The 17558-nt window shown below is 47.3% G+C and carries 13 protein-coding genes; 6 read left to right on the forward strand and 7 right to left on the reverse strand.

All coding sequences use genetic code 11. The features are described 5' to 3' along the window. Positions 1-486 precede the first annotated feature (486 nt). The 3 genes from L5M10_RS17735 (at position 487) to L5M10_RS17745 (ending at position 5676) form a co-directional block, all read left to right on the forward strand. On the forward strand, positions 487-2043 hold the full coding sequence (locus tag L5M10_RS17735) for a cryptochrome/photolyase family protein (protein WP_263237222.1): 1557 nt from the start codon (positions 487-489) through the stop codon (positions 2041-2043). A gap of 71 nt (positions 2044-2114) precedes the next feature. Then, a complete protein-coding gene (locus L5M10_RS17740; protein WP_263164346.1) occupies positions 2115-2822 on the forward strand; it encodes an SDR family oxidoreductase in 708 nt (235 codons plus the stop codon). A gap of 520 nt (positions 2823-3342) precedes the next feature. After that, positions 3343-5676: a M4 family metallopeptidase gene (locus L5M10_RS17745; RefSeq protein ID WP_263255679.1), complete on the forward strand. Its 2334-nt coding sequence runs from the start codon at positions 3343-3345 to the stop codon at positions 5674-5676. A gap of 317 nt (positions 5677-5993) precedes the next feature. Here L5M10_RS17745 and L5M10_RS17750 read toward each other — a convergent pair whose 3' ends face one another. Genes L5M10_RS17750 through L5M10_RS17760 form a run of 3 tightly spaced genes read right to left on the reverse strand, consistent with a single transcriptional unit; the run spans position 5994 to position 8775 of the window. After that, entirely contained in the window at positions 5994-6545 is a 552-nt protein-coding gene (locus L5M10_RS17750) for a response regulator transcription factor (RefSeq protein WP_263164286.1), read from the reverse strand. Continuing rightward, positions 6542-7852 (reverse strand): sensor histidine kinase, encoded by a 1311-nt coding sequence (locus L5M10_RS17755; RefSeq protein ID WP_263164285.1) that lies wholly within the window; start codon positions 7850-7852, stop codon positions 6542-6544. The genes L5M10_RS17750 and L5M10_RS17755 overlap by 4 nt, the downstream gene beginning before the upstream one ends. 8 nt (positions 7853-7860) lie before the next feature. Next, positions 7861-8775, reverse strand: coding sequence for a dTDP-4-dehydrorhamnose reductase family protein (locus L5M10_RS17760; RefSeq protein ID WP_263164283.1), 915 nt, complete (start codon positions 8773-8775; stop codon positions 7861-7863). 178 nt (positions 8776-8953) lie between these two features. On the opposite strand from L5M10_RS17760, the gene L5M10_RS17765 reads away from it, so the two are divergent. Then, positions 8954-10804: an alkaline phosphatase D family protein gene (locus tag L5M10_RS17765; protein WP_263164344.1), complete on the forward strand. Its 1851-nt coding sequence runs from the start codon at positions 8954-8956 to the stop codon at positions 10802-10804. A 4-nt stretch (positions 10805-10808) separates the two neighbouring features. Here the strand turns inward: L5M10_RS17765 and L5M10_RS17770 are convergent, their stop codons facing one another. The 4 genes from L5M10_RS17770 to L5M10_RS17785 all read right to left on the reverse strand — a co-directional run bounded on the left by L5M10_RS17770 (position 10809) and on the right by L5M10_RS17785 (position 14148). Further along, complete coding sequence (locus L5M10_RS17770) at positions 10809-11201, reverse strand: hypothetical protein (RefSeq protein WP_263255680.1); 393 nt, start codon at positions 11199-11201, stop codon at positions 10809-10811. 147 nt (positions 11202-11348) lie between these two features. Then, positions 11349-12266 (reverse strand): pseudouridine synthase, encoded by a 918-nt coding sequence (locus L5M10_RS17775; RefSeq protein WP_219234474.1) that lies wholly within the window; start codon positions 12264-12266, stop codon positions 11349-11351. A 53-nt stretch (positions 12267-12319) separates the two neighbouring features. Beyond that, on the reverse strand, positions 12320-12895 hold the full coding sequence (locus L5M10_RS17780) for an LON peptidase substrate-binding domain-containing protein (protein WP_105251225.1): 576 nt from the start codon (positions 12893-12895) through the stop codon (positions 12320-12322). 197 nt (positions 12896-13092) lie between these two features. Next, positions 13093-14148 carry an alpha/beta hydrolase gene (locus L5M10_RS17785; RefSeq protein ID WP_263164278.1) on the reverse strand — a complete coding sequence of 352 codons (1056 nt, stop codon included), beginning with the start codon at positions 14146-14148 and terminating at the stop codon, positions 13093-13095. Between the two features lie 347 nt (positions 14149-14495). Between L5M10_RS17785 and L5M10_RS17790 the strand changes: the two genes are divergently transcribed. After that, positions 14496-16889, forward strand: coding sequence for a TonB-dependent receptor plug domain-containing protein (locus tag L5M10_RS17790; protein WP_263164276.1), 2394 nt, complete (start codon positions 14496-14498; stop codon positions 16887-16889). 177 nt (positions 16890-17066) lie between these two features. Beyond that, a complete protein-coding gene (locus tag L5M10_RS17795) occupies positions 17067-17528 on the forward strand; it encodes a YhcH/YjgK/YiaL family protein (RefSeq protein ID WP_105251222.1) in 462 nt (153 codons plus the stop codon). Positions 17529-17558 lie beyond the last annotated feature (30 nt).

Consider the following 17558-nt stretch of genomic DNA (forward strand, 5'->3'; position numbering starts at 1 on the left):
TAATAATTAACCAACCAGCAAGTTGCTAAGACACTTGAATTGATGATGAGACAGTCAGACTGATCTACTAAAAACCTTAGCTCGCCATAGGCTCATAATGAAGCCGCAAGGATGATAAGGACAGTAGAAGCAGATATCCATCAGGGCCAGAGGCATACCTCAATAACAGGCCGAATATATGGGTGCAATGAACTCTTCTCAAAATTGATATCGAATGTCTTGCAAACCGGATGGGTCCATATATGGCGAACTGGCAGTCAGACATCGACGTTGTTCGGCAAGGACTCTTGATTGAAAATCAAGGGGTGAAGCCGCCGACTTTGACTTTGCTTTAAAAGCTATCAAACCAAGTTTAGATAAACCTCCTTGTCGAAATCACGACAAATACCCAGCCTTGTGATCCTCACAGCAACCCAATTCGTAATGTCCTGCAATATCCCATCGCGAAATGTTTAACCGCGAAAGTCATTCACCAGAGTCCACTTAATGCAATTCCATACCGTCAGGTTAATTTTAGGCGATCAACTCAATGCCCAGCATTCTTGGTTTAACCGCGTTGATGATCAAGTGCTGTATGTGATTGCAGAACTGCACCAAGAAAACACTTATGTGACCCATCATGTGCAGAAGATATGTGCCTTCTTTGCAGCAATGGCGCAATTTGCCAAAGAGCTGCGTGCGCAAGGGCATCAAGTGCTCTATCTCACCCTTGATGACACCTTCAATAACACTCAGGGCTATAGCGATCTACTGGGGCTCATTCAACATCAGGTAACACAGGTTGGCGCGATCAAGTTTGAATACCAAAGGCCTGATGAATACCGCCTACTTGAGCAATTAAGTCAGCTTAAACTCAACACAGCCGTGGTGAACTGTGTCGATACAGAGCACTTTATCTTGCCCTTTGACGAAATCGATGCGCAGTTCCCCGTCGGCAAACACATTATGATGGAGCACTTTTATCGCCGCATGCGTAAGCGTTACAACATCTTGATGCAAGACGCAAAACCACTCGGCGGGCAATGGAACTTTGATGTCAGCAACCGTCAGAAACTTAAAACTCAAGATATAAAAGTCTTGCCAGCGCCATTAATGTTTAGCTTCGATGTGACGGAAATTCTCGCACGTCTTGAACGTCATCAAATTCCGACCATGGGTCGTATTGATGCGCCATTGCTGTGGCCGATAAACCGTGCGCAAAGCCTCGAATTATTAACGTATTTTTGTCAGGTTTGCTTGCCTTCCTTTGGCCGTTTTCAAGATGCCATGACAGCGCAACATCCTGCCAAGTGGAGCTTGTACCATAGTCGACTATCATTCAGCCTTAACAGTAAATTAATCAGCCCGTTAGAAGTCATCAATGCGGCCATCGACAGTTATCAAACGAATGCTGAGATTGATATCGCCCAAGTCGAAGGATTTGTGCGGCAGATATTAGGTTGGCGAGAATACGTTCGCGGCATTTACTGGGCGAATATGCCACAGTACGCCAGCACTAACGCGCTTGATGCCCATGAAACACTGCCCGATTATTTTTGGCATGGCGACACTAAGATGAGCTGCATGCGACAAGCCTTATCCCAATCATTAGATTTTGCCTACGCCCATCATATTCAGCGCTTAATGGTGATCGGCAATTTCTGCTTATTAACCGAAATCGAGCCAAATCAAGTCGATGAGTGGTATTTAGGCGTGTATGTTGATGCCATCGAATGGGTTGAAATGCCCAACACCCGCGGCATGGCCTTGTTTGCCGACGGCGGCATTGTCGGCACTAAACCCTACGCCGCCAGCGGCTCTTACATTAATAAAATGAGTGACTACTGCAGCGGGTGTCATTACAAGATAAAAGAGCGCAGCGGTGCACTTGCCTGTCCGTTCAATAGCTTTTATTGGCATTTTATGGAAAAACACCGCGCGCGATTGTCGCAAAATCCTAGGATCGGCATGCTATACCAGACTTGGGACAAAATGGACGAGTCCGTAAGAAGCGCCATATTAGCCACAGCCGAGCACAACCTCGTTCACCTAAACCGTTTGTAGCGAAGTAATGCTAAGCGTAACTCATTGATATAAATAGCTTGATATAGATATTTGGATAGGGAGAGTTTGTGATGAAAGTACTTATCGTCGGCGGGAGTGGGGGTATTGGCAAAGCCATGGTTAAGCTAATTCAAGAAAGCTATCCCGACGCCACCGTGCACGCCACCTACAGGCATCATCTTCCCCAAGACAGGCAGGAGAAAATCCAATGGCATGCATTAGATGTGACCAATGAAGCTGAGATTAAACAGCTAAGCGAACAGCTCACTGAATTAGATTGGATTATTAACTGTGTCGGCATCTTACACACCCAAGATAAAGGGCCAGAAAAAAGCCTACAGTCACTGGATATCGACTTTTTCCAGCACAATTTAACGCTCAATACCCTACCCAGCATCATGTTGGCAAAGCACTTTGCTAAGGCATTAACACAAAGTCACTCGGCAAGGTTTGCGGTGATATCGGCGAGAGTCGGCAGCATTGCCGATAATAAATTAGGAGGCTGGTACAGCTATCGCGCCTCAAAAGCCGCGCTGAATATGTTTCTCAAAACACTGTCTATTGAATGGCAACGCACCATGAAACACGGCGTGGTGTTGTCTCTGCATCCGGGCACGACAGACACGCCATTATCTCAGCCATTTCAACAGAGTGTCCCTAAAGACAAACTGTTTACACCTGAGTATGTCGCCAACAGCTTACTGCCCATCATTGCCAATGCTACACCCGCACAAACAGGGCGTTTTTTTGCCTACGATGGCACAGAGTTACCTTGGTGAAATAAGCTGAAGAGCAAGTCAAGCAGCGGCAACTCCGATGGAGTCTTTCTAAGTGAATAAATCAAAGCCGAGGGTCTCAACACCTTGATAGGATGATGACCCCAACGCACAACCCATCCTTAATCAAGCCTTTTCAAGAACGCTGAAAAATAAACAATTGAAATAAATCATTAAATTACTGCAAAACACTCAAGTGCATCACCCTTCCGCTTGGCTAAATCGCTATTACCCAAAAGTCCTAATTCAGATTTAGAAGCGTCTAAATGAACGTTGAAGATAGTTCCTTTGTACGATTGTTAACACTTTTACATTTAAATAACATCTAGAGTCATGCGGTTATTCACGCTTTGCACAGAATAAAAATCTGAGAATTCCCGCCTGAGCAACAGCTCATTCTATGCGGCCATGGCAGAGGGATGCCGACGACCCTGTAGAAATCACAATAAAAAACGCTCGCCCGAGCCAGTTAAGCTGTATGGCATTCCAACGTTATTTACAAAACGGAAAAAGGATTTCAAGCATGATGCTAAACAAAAAACTGTCGCTACTCTTCATTGCTGTGTCGGCCACTTTAGGCACATCCGCATTTGCTGCTGATGTTGTCGATGTCGGCACTCTTAGAAGCGCGTCTTCAAGCAATAACTTAGTGTCTCAGTTCAGCTTAGACGCAGGTAGCCAACTCAAAGTCGAGAAAAAACTCAACCTAGGTCAAGGCAAGCAAAAACAACGTTTACAACAATATTTCCATGGCGTACCTGTTTATGGTTTCTCTGTTGCGACGTCACAATCGAGCATGGGCTTTTACAGCGACATGTCTGGCCGCGTATTAAAAAATATTGAAAAGTCGGCTGATTTTGTCAAACCCACTCTAACGGCTAACAAAGCGTTAGATATTGCGATCCGTGGCAAGTCTGACAAAGCCGTTGCAGGCCTAAAAGCTGAAAACAAACAAGCAAAATTATGGCTTTACCTCGATGATGCCGCTAAAACTCGCCTCGTTTATGTGACTTCATTTGTAGTATATGGCGATGAGCCAAGCCGCCCATTCACTATGGTTGACGCGCACTCAGGTGAAGTGATTAAGCGTTGGGAAGGGATTAACCATGCTGCAACCGGCACAGGTCCAGGCGGTAACATTAAGACTGGCCAATACGAATACGGTACTGATTTTTCTAGCTTAGACGTTGAAGTGAGCGGTGACACTTGCACCATGAACTCACCTAACGTGAAAACCGTTAACCTAAACGGTGCCACATCAGGCGCCACACCCTTCTCTTATACTTGTCCGCGCAATACACTCAAAGAGATCAACGGTGCTTACTCGCCATTAAACGATGCGCACTACTTCGGCAACGTGATCTACAAGATGTATAGCGAGTGGTACAACACTGCACCGTTAACCTTTCAGTTAACGATGCGAGTTCACTACAGCAACAACTACGAAAACGCTTTCTGGGACGGCAGTGCTATGACCTTCGGTGATGGCGCAACAACCTTCCACCCATTAGTGAGCTTAGATGTCTCGGCACACGAAGTGAGTCACGGTTTCACTGAACAAAACTCAGGGCTGGTTTACGCAGATCAATCTGGCGGCATGAACGAAGCCTTCTCAGATATGGCGGGTGAAGCCGCTGAATTTTACATGCACGGCACAAACGACTGGTTAGTCGGCGCCGATATCTTTAAAGGCAGCGGGGCACTGCGCTACATGGCAGATCCAACCTTAGACGGTATCTCAATCGGTCATATCGACGATTACTATGATGGCATCGACGTGCACCACAGTTCAGGTGTATTCAATAAAGCTTTCTACACTTTAGCTAACTTACCGGGTTGGGATACACGCAAAGCATTCCAAACATTTGTAGTCGCTAACCAATTATATTGGACGGCGGACAGCTTATTCTGGCAAGGCGCCTGTGGTGTTAAATCAGCCGCAACTGACTTAGGCTTAAATGCTAACGATGTGGTCACTGCGTTTGCCGTTGTGGGTATCACCCCTTGCGAAACCCCACCACCACCGCCACCACCAGAAGCTACTGAACTCGCCAACGGTGTTGCTGTGACAGGTTTAGCGGGTGCATCAGGTAGCAAAAAATACTACAAACTCGATGTCGCTAGCGGTGCAACTAACCTGAGCTTCAATATGTCAGGCGGCACAGGTGATGCGGACATGTATGTTAAATTTGGTCAAGCGCCGACGTCTAGCAGCTATGACTGTCGTCCATACAAGTCAGGTAATGCCGAAAGCTGTGCTATTGATCCTGCTCAAACGGGAACTTATTGGGTGATGGTCAGCGGCTATAGCAGCTACACAGGTGTGAGCCTAGTGGGTGCTTATGACGGCGATGACACACCAAACCAAGCTCCAACCGCAGGCTTTACTGCAAGCTTTGCTAACGGTAACGGCAGCTTCACAAGCACCAGTACTGACAGCGATGGCGACCTGACGTCATGGAACTGGGATTTTGGTGATGGTACAAATGCCGCAGGTGCGATTGTCAATCATCAGTATGCCGAGTCAGGCAGCTACACAGTCACACTGACTGTAACTGACAACGATGGCGCAACAGCAAGCACTTCGGCAGAATTTGCGGTTGAAGTCCCTGAAGTCGCATTAGAAATGGCAGTAAAAAATGCGAACAAATCTCGTCGCGGTAGCATACGTGTTGCACTCGAATGGGATGGTCACAACGCTGATGAGTATACTATCTTCCGTAACGGTGTTGCGGTGGGTACTTCAAGCAGCTCATCGTTTATTGACCGTTTCACCGACCTAGCTGGCGCAAGCTTCACCTATAAAGTGTGTGAAACTAACGGCCCTTGTTCAAACGAAGAAACCGTTAATTTTTAATCGAATAACCTAATCGTGCAATGGCGCTAGCGTAAAATCCTAGCGCTAATTCATCGATTCACTTTTCGTTTTCTTGTTAATGCCACTCAGCCCTTTTGAGTGGCATTTTTTATGCGTAAATGCGGCGCACTATGCCAGCCTCAATCCCGTCAGCATCCTTATTTCATGTGCTTGAGTCGGCGTCACTTGCCAACTTATGAAAATAAAGCGTTACTTCAAATGTCCACTTTCACCCACAGGTTTCTTGAGTAACTTACGTTGTAAGGTGCGGCGATGCATCCCCTATATGTCGGGCGGTAGCGGACACATTGCCTTGGTTACTTCAAATGTCCACTTTCACCCACAGGTTTTTTGAGTAACTTACGTTGTAAGGTGCGGCGATGCATCCCCAATTGGCGGGCGGTGGCGGACACATTGCCTTGGTTCGCATTAAGTACTTGCTGAATGTGTTCCCACTCCAAACGCTTAGGATTGAGGGGCGAGTCGTCGACTTCATCTTCTTGAAGAGTATGGGAATGCCCATCCATTTCCAGTGCGGCGAGCAAGGTTTGGGTATCCACAGGTTTAGCTAAATAATTATCGGCGCCGAGGCGAATCGCTTCCACCGCAGTGGCGATACTAGCGTAGCCGGTGAGTAACACCAAAGTCACCTTGGGCAGCAGATGACGCAGCGGCACAATTAACCCTAGGCCATTGGCTTCGGCAAGCTTCATATCTAAAAGAATATGGCTAGGACGAAACTCCCGCGCCACCAGCAGCGCATCACTGGCATCATGGGTTAATCGGCATTCAAAGCCATGGCGTGTTAATCGGCGGCCTAAAATACTCGCAAGGGAAAGGTCATCCTCTACAATCAACAAACGTTTCATGAACTTACCTCGTCACTAGCCTTAGTCTTGTGCGATACAGACGGCGCCGGCTCCCTTAATATAGTGAAACGAATTTGTGCCACAGTGCCACCTTGGGGATGATTAGCCAAAATCAACTCTGCGCCCAAACGCTCTAAACTGGCATGACTGAGTAGCAAAGCGACACCTAAACCCTTGGGACTTTCTATGAGTAAGGTGCCCAACTGTGGCAATAAATCGGGCGCGATACCAGTGCCATAATCGCGGATCTGCAAGTAGATCTGCTCTTCGTTTGGCGCTTTATCTAAACTGATATCCACCTGCGGCGCACCTATGGTTTCGGCGCTGGCGCGGGCAGCATTTTCAATCAAGGCCATGATGGCTGGCGTTAAACTCATATCAGTCAGAATACTTTGCTCTGCCAGTTGTTCAGGCATACAAGTGATCAACCAATTCAGTTCAGTTTGTGGCATTAACAACAAAGTTTTTTGCTTTAAACTGTCCACCAACTCAATGATCTTTAGTGGGCGCTGGCGGCGATCACGGATCGACTCCGTCGCTAATCTCAGCTCGGCAAGGGTATGTTCACAGCGACCTAACGCAGTTTCCATCTCGACAATCGTTATCGAGGTATCGCTCATGTCTTCTTTTACTTCATCGAGTAATAACCTCAGACTCGAGAGCGGCGTGGCCAATTGATGCGCCATCTGCGCCGATACTGTACCTAGGGCTAAGAGTTGCTCCTGACGCAATTGCCCTTCGCGCATATAAGCTAACTGCGCATCTTGGCGGCGCATACGCTTAGTGATTAACGCTACGCTGGTTGTCATCACCAAAGCTGAAATCACAAAGTTGAACCACATGCCTAAATAGTGGGAACTCATGTCCATACCGTGGTGCTGCATGGGGGATTCGGGCACAGTAAAGATCATCAGGCTGTAGGCAAAGGTTGAAATAGCCGTCAGTGCCCAAGGCGCCCAGATTGGCAAAGTCACAGCCGCAAGTGCAATCGGCAACAGTAATAACGAGATAAACGCATTGGTCGCGCCGCCGGAAAAGTGCAACCAAGATATCCAAAATAATGTGTCTAAGCTGAGCGCAATAAAGAGGCCGCGCTCCTTAGCAAATAAGGGTTTACGTAGCGCCAATGTGAGCGAAAGGTATAACACCTCTAGCACTAACACATGCACTAACGGCTCCATTTGCAGGCTAAGACCAAAAGTATCGGCGGCAAACGTGGTTAAGCCTATTTGCAGCAACAAACCTAAGGTTCGCAGTAATGCGACTTGGTCGGCAGCCTGTAGACTGGTCCCTAAGATCTTAGCCATGGCGATTCCTACAGAGTGAGTCCGAGCGTGGCAAGTGCACCACTCGATTGTGCTAATGCTTGGCGCACGCCAGTGGCAAAATTGATTTCAGAACTAATCCCCAGCGCAGCTAAACGCGCACAGCTTAAGGTGCAGTCCCTTGGCCGCTTGGCGTTATCTGTCGGCGTAGACTCAGGCGTTAAGTGCGCTGTACTGAGTTGTAAAATCTCTCCTAATGTCAACAACATCTGATACTTAGTCATAGTCTCTGCGGCGCTAAAATGATAAATCCCCTGCACTATTGGCGCTACAATATGCTGTGCAATCATCTTGTCTATGGCTTGGGCAATATCGGCGGTCGAGGTTGGACTGCGTATCGCCCAATGATCAACACCCTGAGCGCGACGCTCAATCAATTGGTTAACCAGCACTAGCACAGCAGATTCACTCAGCTTTTCTACTTGGCCGTAAAGGATTGGCAAGCGTAGCACAGCAAAATCAGCGCTAGTGTCTAGCACGATTTCTTCGCCCTTTAGCTTAGATTCACCATAAAAATTAACCGGATGAGTGGCTGCATCTTCAGCGTACTTAGGTTGAGTGCCATCGAACACATAGTCAGTGGAAATATAGATAAGCCAAGCATTATTGGCCTTAGCTGCCATAGCTAAGGCTTGGCTGGCGGTTAAGTTAAGTGCCAATGCTGCCTGCGGATTTTGCTCGGAGACATCGGGGCGACGCTCGGCGGCGCAGTGCACTATCACTTGCGGTTGCTCGCGGGCGATAAATGCCTCGACATCCAAAGGGGCGGTAAGATCGAGTTTATGCACTCGTTCACTTGCGCGGCTAAAACCCGTGGCCACAACCTGATGTCCTGTTAATTCAAGCTGTTTTACGACAGCTCGGCCGAGTAGCCCTGTCGCGCCTGTTACCATAATCTTAGCCATATCGCCCCATTCAGTTTCAACGCATATTTATGGCTAACAATTCTAAAAGCTTTTCATATTCAACGCACTTGTTTACTCTTCTAAACCAAACTTACTTAGGGTTAACTCATGCAAGATTAACCCAAATACCCATAGGCAGAATTTGAGTACGACACTTCCTCTGATATTAGCTGGCCCCATGCTGCGCTACTGCGATGCCTCACACTTTACCCTGTGGTTTGTAAGTCGTGAGCCATTAACTGAACTTAAGCTGCGTCTTGGTGAGCAAGAGTACCTATTACAGGATGCAGATTTACACTATGTGCCACTTGGGCAACATGCCCATCAATATCTAATAATACTGTCGCGCCCAGAGTTGCTCGCGCCCAATATCGTCACACCTTACCAAGTGTCTACCGCTCAACATGGTGATATTTTTGCCACGATAAGCCAGCTAAACTACGGCGATGCGTCGACGCCAAGTGTACGTTTCACCCCTGAATTAACCCAAGTATTCCACGGTTCCTGCCGCAATCCGCATCACCACAGTGACGATGCACTGGTCGCCGCCGATACCCATTTAGCCAAGATAATCAACAGGGGTGCGGAGGATGATCGCCCAGCACTTATCATAATGAGTGGTGATCAGGTCTATATTGATGATGTTGCGGGACCTATGTTAAGCGCCATAGGGCAAGTCATCGATTTGCTTAGTCTTAAACATGAGCAATTTGAAGGCGCGAGCATCACCACTAGTGAAGACATTCATTATCAGCCCGCATATTTGTATCAACGGCATAAAAACCTGTTGCCTCATACCCAATATCCGGCCAAAACCGCGCTGTGGCGTTGGTATCGCAATCACCCCATTTTTACCTCCTCCATCGCCGTAAATCATTTGGTCAGCCTAAATGAAATCATCGCCCTGTATTTACTCACTTGGTCACCTGAACTGTGGGAATTAGTGAATATCTCGAAGGATGTCGACGGCTTATCACCCACCAATACCGCCCGCTGGCAAAATGAGTGGCAACACTTGCTTGGCTTTAAAGCTGGGCTAGGGCAAGTCAGGCGCTTTATGGCGCACATTCCCGTTTATATGATGTTTGATGACCACGACGTCACCGATGATTGGAACCTGACGGCTAAATGGGAACAAGCGGCCTACGAACACGCATTTTCGAAACGCATTATTGGTAATGCCTTAATCGGCTACACCTTATTCCAAGGACTTGGCAACGCGCCTGATAAATTTGCCGCCGATATCCGCCCGCTGCTCGATGCGTTTTTTACGCGACAAGAAAGCGAAAGTCAGGATCTGCTCATCGACGAATTACTTAAATTTGAGCAGTGGCATTACACCTTAGAGTCCTCGCCCAAACTGGTCGTACTCGATACCCGTACCCGCCGCTGGCGCAGTGAATCTAATCTTGCAAAACCTTCCGGCTTGATGGATTGGGAGGCGTTAATGGATTTGCAGCAAGAGTTACTCGGCCAGTCGAAGGTTATTATCGTCTCACCTGCGCCCATGTTTGGGGTCAAGTTGATTGAAGCTGTTCAGCGTACAGCCACTCTGATCGGCGGTTCCCTGTTAGTAGACGCCGAAAACTGGATGGCCCACCCGGGCGCCGCCAATGCACTGCTGAGTATTTTTATGCACCGTAAAACCCCAGAGGAGTTTGTGATCCTCTCCGGCGATGTGCATTACTCCTTTAGTTACGACATCAGTATTCGTTTTAGACGCAGTAGTCCTAACATCTACCAAATCACCTGCAGCGGTATTAAAAATCACTTCCCTGAGAAGCTGTTACCGATTTTCGATAAACTCAATGGCTGGTTTTATGGCCACTTTTCACCACTTAACTTGCTGACAAAACGTAAACGTATGTTGCTGCGCGGCAGGCGACCAAATGGTGAGCCGAGTAAACGTCTAGTGAATAAAAGCGGAATAGGTATGTTGGAATTAGCTGATGATGGTGCACCAACAAAAATTGCGGTTTTACATGGCGATATGAGCGAAACCCTGTTCGAACCACCCAAACAGGAATAACAGCTTAAACAGGTTTATGATGTTTAACCGTTTCAGGTTGAGTGGCACCAGAGCCTGAATCCATCAAGGGCGTATTTTTGGATAACGCCTCATCGGTTTTGGCAGGTTTTGGCTGAGCCTGATTGAAAATCAGTGCTTCTGGCTGCGACTTATTCGATGGTTTTTCATGCGCCATTTGATCCCAAATGATCTTAGGGCTTTGATCTCGCTCGGCATCGGCTTCTGCTGTCGATGTGCCAGACGAACTTGGTTTCTTCGGTTCAATCACCGCACTCGCCTTACGGATCTCGGCGGCAATGTCATTCAGATAAGGCTGCTTAGTCCAGTCACCAAAATACATGGCCCCCACTAATACTGCAGCGCAAAGCAAGATAGAGAAGATCGCAGATTTGGTCATAATGGACTTCCTTTAAACAATCGTAATATGGCTCCCTATGGCAGAGACTCAGATACTGCAGATTGTATTCATACCATCACGGGGCCAAGCACACAATTGCACCCGATTATTTCCTTTAAACAGACTGGAAATAATGCTTTCCGCTGACTAAAACTCAAAACCTTGACATTGCATGTCGTGGTGCATCCCGCTCACTGGGTCAATAAAACGTAACCGCTGCGCCATCAATTTTAGGGGTGCCTCAAATTTATCCGGTCCTTTGGGTAATAAGCTTGGATAAAATCTGTCGTTTAACAATGGCATACCTAAGCTTTGCATATGCACACGAAGTTGGTGGGTTTTACCGGTAATCGGGCTCAAATGAAATAAACCGACATCGCCTTTTATGGCCACTAAACTGATTTCGGAATGGGTATTTGCCTCGCCTTCCACGATTTTCATGGTAAAACTCGGGTCGCTCGGCTGCATACGGTTTGTTACCGTCCAGTGCAATGGCAAAGTTAAGCAGCCCTGTTGATATTGTTCAATAATCTCAGGAGTCAACTTGGCAATCGCTTGATAGTCTTTACGAATCGCATCGTCGATAAATAGTTGATGATAGAGCGCGCGGGTTTCAGGCGCGACAGTCATCAGGATCACTCCAGCGGTTTCACGATCAAGCCTATGAGCGGGCGCGATAGTATCAATGCCAGTTCGCAATCTTAGTCTATGCACCAGACATTCGTTCACATAGTTGCCGCTTGGCGTCACAGGCAAAAAGTGAGGCTTGTAGGCCAAAATAACGTTGTCATCTTGGAATAGGATCTGTTCTTCGAAGGGGATTTTCGCTTCCACCGGCACTTCACGGTAGTAATACACCCGCGCCGCAGGGCGATATTCAGTGTCCAATGCGATCAAACTGCCATCCCGCCAATGCACTTTTCCATCGAGGATCCGCTGACGCCATACATCTTCACCTATACGGGCAAAATGTTGTGCGAGAAAGGCAAACACTGTGGGTTTATCTGTGACATTCACAGGAAGCACTATGTAAGAAGGTTGGGCGGCGCGGGCAGATGCAGTCATATCACAAAAAAAGCGGCTATAGAAAGCCGCTATTCTAGCCTTTTTGTGGTTTTTCAGTCCACATGGGACTTGATGAGTTGCAGCACGAAGTCCAAGGTCTTATGGCAATCTGGCTGATTCACTAACACTAATTTATCTTTGTTATACATAGGCAAAACCTCGAGCCAGCGTTGGCTCACCCAAGCGGCGTCTTCCAAATGCACTTGAGAATAGAGCTCAAACAGATCGGGATTCACTTCATAAAATTGCTCTAATGCGGCGCTTATCAACTCAAATTCACCTTTAATCGGCTCTTCTTGCCAGTTACGGCAAGGTAAAGTACGCGCCATCCACAGCTTATCTTTGGCCTGCGCCGCCGAGAGGATGCTGACGCGTTGACGCCCTTCGAGCACTATGCTGAGTGAATCATCTTCTAGCTGATTAAAATCGATAATGTCACATTGGGTGGCAGTGGGATAACAGGGCGGACTACCACTGGGTCTAATGGTGGCAAAGGCGAGCACATACTTTCCCTTGAATACATCGGCCACCATGCGCAGATGACCGGGGTCAACCACACGAACCTCCACCCGTCCCTGTGGCAGTAACAAGGCATCGCGCATGAGTAACGCCATTTCTCGTGTTTGCATAGCAACCTCCTGCCCCAAATAGAAGGAAACGAACTCAATGCATTCGTATTTCCTATTATTGTAGAGTGTAGCAGGTGAAAGAATTTCCTTCCTGAAGCAGCTGACCGCACAAAGAAATTTCCGCCCCTGCTATTTTGAATCAGGGCATTTCAACCACGTCATGTCAAACCCAGTTTTCGAGACCAAATCACTTCAACCTAGAAGTGCTCTAGCCGATCCAGCACATTTCCCCTCGCAACAACCGAGGCAAGCTCCTCGGCAAGACGTTCACTCAAAGCCACAGACGTACGCCAATATTGCATCCGCTGCGCAGTGTCCAGTTGCTTAAAATCTTCACGGTCGGGGATTTTGCCAAAGGGCAATGAAGCGACAAATTCGGCCGATGGCGCCAACACTAGCGCATTGTGATAATTAGCGTGACCTTGGCGCCACTTCAAGGATTTATCGAACCATCCAGGGCTGATGGTCGGATAAAAATGCGGATACAACGTCAGCCCCTTGGCACAGGATAAAGGCAAATCAAAGTGATAGTCGGTAATGCCGCCATCGTAATACTGCCCATCGGCAACGCCTTCAATTTGGGACACAGGGGCCAGCAATAAAGGAATCGACCCCGTAGCTAACATCACAGCATCGACATTAGCCTCAGTTAATTCAACCTGCTGACTGGGTAAATCGTTGAGTTGCAAAAAGGGAGATGCTGCAGCTTGTTGGCTAAAGACCACACGCTCAAAATGCCAACCTAAACTCCGACGGCTCACTAAGTTGGTCGCCGCCGCCATCGCCAGCCCCGCCGCAAGCGGAAGCTTTGCCGTTAAACGATTTAAATGTTTAGCACGGCACACGACGAAATGACTGTGAATATGAGCGTTATTAACGATTTCCCTGCCACCATTGCCCCCTAAAATGCCCTGCACTACGCCTTTAACTTGCGCACTGACTTCCTGCGGTGTTGGCATATTGTCGTAACGCTGACCAATATAAAAATCCTCTAAGCGGCCATAGGCTATGAGGGGATCTTGCTGCGCCAAACACGCTAAACGCCAAGCCCCAGAGGAAGCGCCTAATGTATATAAAGGCGTTTGCCTGTCTTTGAAAAAATCAGCAAACAGATACTTATCTAACCCAGCGATACCAAGCCACTTAGGTCCACCAGAGGCGGCAAGCAACTGGGTAAAATGCTCAGCTTTAAGGCCTTGTTCTGCCAAGGTGTTAAATGCCGTTGCTCCCGCGAGAAATCGTAACGCTGACAATTCTGTGTTCCTTCAAATCAATGCCATTAAAGCGAAATAACGCATTAAACCACGATGGCGCACGTCAATAAACAATTCATATCATCGACTTAACTCAGTCGCAATGTGCATGCGACAACGTGTATTGTGCCGTACGAAGCCTCAAAAGCATGCAGGCCGATAGTGAGGTTTTCATCAATATATTCAACTGCATTTTAAATATTATTTAGAACACTAGGCTCTGAGTTAGCACATTTACGTCTAAATGTAACAATTGTTACAATGATAACCTTCTCGGCATCAGATTGTTATTTTATCTGCACACCTAAGTTCGAGTATTGGGTCACAAACATCATTGAGAGGTTTTTATGCGTCTAGCCGTTATCGCATTGGCAGTGTCATCCACACTGGTTATTCCAGCAGTCCAAGCCGAAGAGCAACAAACAGGCTTCGAAAAAATCGAGATCATAGGCTCACGCATAGCACTACGCACGGCAACTGACAGTGTTGCCCCGGTCGATATCATTACTGCCGAACAACTCGAATCAACAGGTATGACCGAAACCGCTAAAGCGCTGCAATTTGCGGCGCCAAGCTATAGCTTTCCATTCTCCTCGGTGACTGACGGTTCAGATGCGGTGCGCCCCGCGAGCTTACGCGGCCTGTCGCCAGACCACACCTTAGTACTCGTAAATGGCAAGCGTCGCCATGGTTCTGCTCTAGTACATTTAAGCGGTACCATGGGAAAAGGCTCCTCTAACGTCGATTTAAATGCTATTCCAATGACAGCGATAAAACGCATTGAAATTCTCCGAGATGGAGCCTCGGCACAATACGGTTCAGATGCGATTGCTGGCGTGATTAACGTGGTACTCAAGGACAGCGATCAAGGCGGTAGCGTCTCGGCGCAAGCCGGACAAACCTACCAAGGTGACGGTGAGCAATGGCGCGTAGGCGTTAACCATGGGATCAGTTTAAACCATGATGGCTTTGTGAATGTCGCCCTCGAAGCGCATCACAAAGACAGCACAAACCGCGCAGGGTTAGATCCACGCCAACAATACCCTAAGTTAGCTGATGGCTCAGCAGATCCGCGCGAAGCCACATTTAACCGTAAGAGCCACCACGTGGGTGACGCCGAATATGATAATGTCGGTTTGTTTATCAATGCGGCTCAGCCTATATCTACCGACGGAAAACTCTATGCCTTTGGTGGCATTAGCCAACGTGAAACTAAATCGGGGGCTTTTTACCGTTTAGCTCTCGATGCCCGTAACTTACCCGAAGTGTATCCCGACGGTTTTTTACCGCAAATTAACCCCAAAATTATCGATTCATCTCTTACCCTAGGCTATGAATTCAACCTAAGTGACTGGGATATTGATGCCTCAGTGGGATATGGCAAAAATTCATTTAACTATAATATCGTCAATACCTTAAATGCGTCATTAGGCCCTGAAACTCCTACCGAGTTCGACGCAGGAACGTTATCGACCCGTGAAGCCAATATCAATTTGGATATTTCCCGTTATTTTGCCTTTATAAACGATTCTGAAATTCTGTTTGCGACCGGTGTTTCATGGCGCCAAAACGGCTATGAAATTGAAGCCGGAGAAGAAGATTCGTATATCAATGGTGGCTATAATGGCAAAGCGGCGGGTAGCCAAGGTTTCACCGGTTTTACCCCTGAGTCTGAGGTTGATGAAACGCGCGATAACACAGGCATTTATGCCGAACTTGAAAACCAATTAACCAACGAGTTTTACTGGGCGGCAGCGCTACGCTACGAAAACTACTCTGACTTTGGCGGCAACACGAGCTGGAAACTCGCGGGTCGTTACGATTTTACCGACAACTTAGCCCTGCGTGGCACTATCAATACAGGCTTTAGAGCGCCGAGCGTACAACAACTGTACTTCAGCAATATCTCGACGTTGTTTAATCCCGATCCAGTGACGGGGCAACTGGTTCCTATTGAATCAGGCACCTTCAACACCTTATCACCAGTGACAAAGGCGCTTGGAATTAACGAACTAGAACCTGAAATATCGCAATCATTTAGTCTCGGTCTTGTTTATACCAATAACGCTGGCCTCGCGGTAACACTCGACACTTACCAAATAGAGATTGATGATCGCATCATCTTATCTGGCTCCCTAAGAGCGACTGATAGCCCTGCGGTTGCAGCGGCACTTGCGGGCACCAATGCCGATTCAGCACGATTTTTCGTCAATGCCGTCGATAGCCGAACTCGCGGGATCGATCTTGTTGTTAGCCAAGACTTTGATATTGGCACTTGGGGCGATTTACGGGCGAACTTAGCCTATGCCTATAATAAAACCGAGATCCAAGACATCAATCTACCGTCTATTTTAGGCGGATTAGACAAGAAACTCTTTGATAGTATAGAAAGAACCCGCATGACGTCTGCCACACCGCATAACACGGGCAGTATTGGGCTGACCCATGAACTCGGGGATTTTAAAACCAATATCCGCTTAAACTACTTTGGTGACTATAGTGAAGGTTATTCAACGGGTGATGTGAACTATAGCGATCAGTGGGTGATGGATCTGTCGGTAAGATACGCCGCCACCAATGCACTAAGCTTTACGGCTGGGGTGCAAAATTTGTTTGATGTGTATCCAGAAAAACGACCTGATAACAATAACTTCAATGGTATCTTTGTATACCCATTAACCAATACCCCCTTTGGCTTTAATGGTGGTTACTACTTTTTAGAAGCCAAATACACTTACTAAACTCGTTTTAGCTAAGTTTAATAATACTTGATGTAGAAACAGGCCATTCAATGGCCTGTTTTTTATGCCGACATGTTTAGACCGGCTTCCAATCGACAAAGCTTATGTCCTAACTGTGGTGATCGGATTATAATCTTTACCATTCGCCCATTTCACATCCGCCATGTCGAGTAACCGATGATCGTCGATACCTTAAAAAACCGCCATATTTATCAATCCTTAAGCCCTCGGCTTGCGACTGCATTAGAACATCTAGCGACGACCGACTTTAGTCAGCTACCCGTAGGCAATTATCCCCTCGATGGCGACAATATTTTTGTGATAGTAAATGACTATCAAACCAAGCATAAGTCGACAGAACCCTTTGAAGTTCATCAAAAATATATCGATGTGCAATATGTTTTCAGCGGTGAAGAAGAGTTTGGTTACTTGCCACTAGCGGAGCAAACACCCTCGAAACCCTATTTTGAAAAACACGATTACGCCGAGTTTGATTACGAGGCAAACCAAGCCAATGCCTCTTATATCAAACTCAAAGCAGGCATGTTTGCGTTATTTTTCCCCGGTGACATGCATATGCCCGGCACAGGCGATATCGCCACGGCGGTGCGTAAAGTCGTGATAAAAGTGAAGATCTAAACCTTAAGCCATCTTTGCCGAACCTGAGCG

The organism is Shewanella sp. SM32 (assembly GCF_025654235.1).
In the GTDB taxonomy this organism is placed as follows: Bacteria; Pseudomonadota; Gammaproteobacteria; order Enterobacterales; family Shewanellaceae; genus Shewanella; species Shewanella oncorhynchi.

Coding starts and splice junctions, on each gene's coding strand:
- L5M10_RS17770 (WP_263255680.1), bottom strand. CDS start 11,201: ATGACCAAATCTGCGATCTTCTCTATCTTGCTTTGCGCTGCAGTATTA.
- L5M10_RS17755 (WP_263164285.1), bottom strand. CDS start 7,852: ATGGCTAAGATCTTAGGGACCAGTCTACAGGCTGCCGACCAAGTCGCA.
- L5M10_RS17760 (WP_263164283.1), bottom strand. CDS start 8,775: ATGGCTAAGATTATGGTAACAGGCGCGACAGGGCTACTCGGCCGAGCT.
- L5M10_RS17795 (WP_105251222.1), top strand. CDS start 17,067: ATGATCGTCGATACCTTAAAAAACCGCCATATTTATCAATCCTTAAGC.
- L5M10_RS17790 (WP_263164276.1), top strand. CDS start 14,496: ATGCGTCTAGCCGTTATCGCATTGGCAGTGTCATCCACACTGGTTATT.
- L5M10_RS17780 (WP_105251225.1), bottom strand. CDS start 12,895: ATGCAAACACGAGAAATGGCGTTACTCATGCGCGATGCCTTGTTACTG.
- L5M10_RS17740 (WP_263164346.1), top strand. CDS start 2,115: ATGAAAGTACTTATCGTCGGCGGGAGTGGGGGTATTGGCAAAGCCATG.
- L5M10_RS17750 (WP_263164286.1), bottom strand. CDS start 6,545: ATGAAACGTTTGTTGATTGTAGAGGATGACCTTTCCCTTGCGAGTATT.
- L5M10_RS17735 (WP_263237222.1), top strand. CDS start 487: ATGCAATTCCATACCGTCAGGTTAATTTTAGGCGATCAACTCAATGCC.
- L5M10_RS17765 (WP_263164344.1), top strand. CDS start 8,954: ATGCTGCGCTACTGCGATGCCTCACACTTTACCCTGTGGTTTGTAAGT.
- L5M10_RS17775 (WP_219234474.1), bottom strand. CDS start 12,266: ATGACTGCATCTGCCCGCGCCGCCCAACCTTCTTACATAGTGCTTCCT.
- L5M10_RS17745 (WP_263255679.1), top strand. CDS start 3,343: ATGATGCTAAACAAAAAACTGTCGCTACTCTTCATTGCTGTGTCGGCC.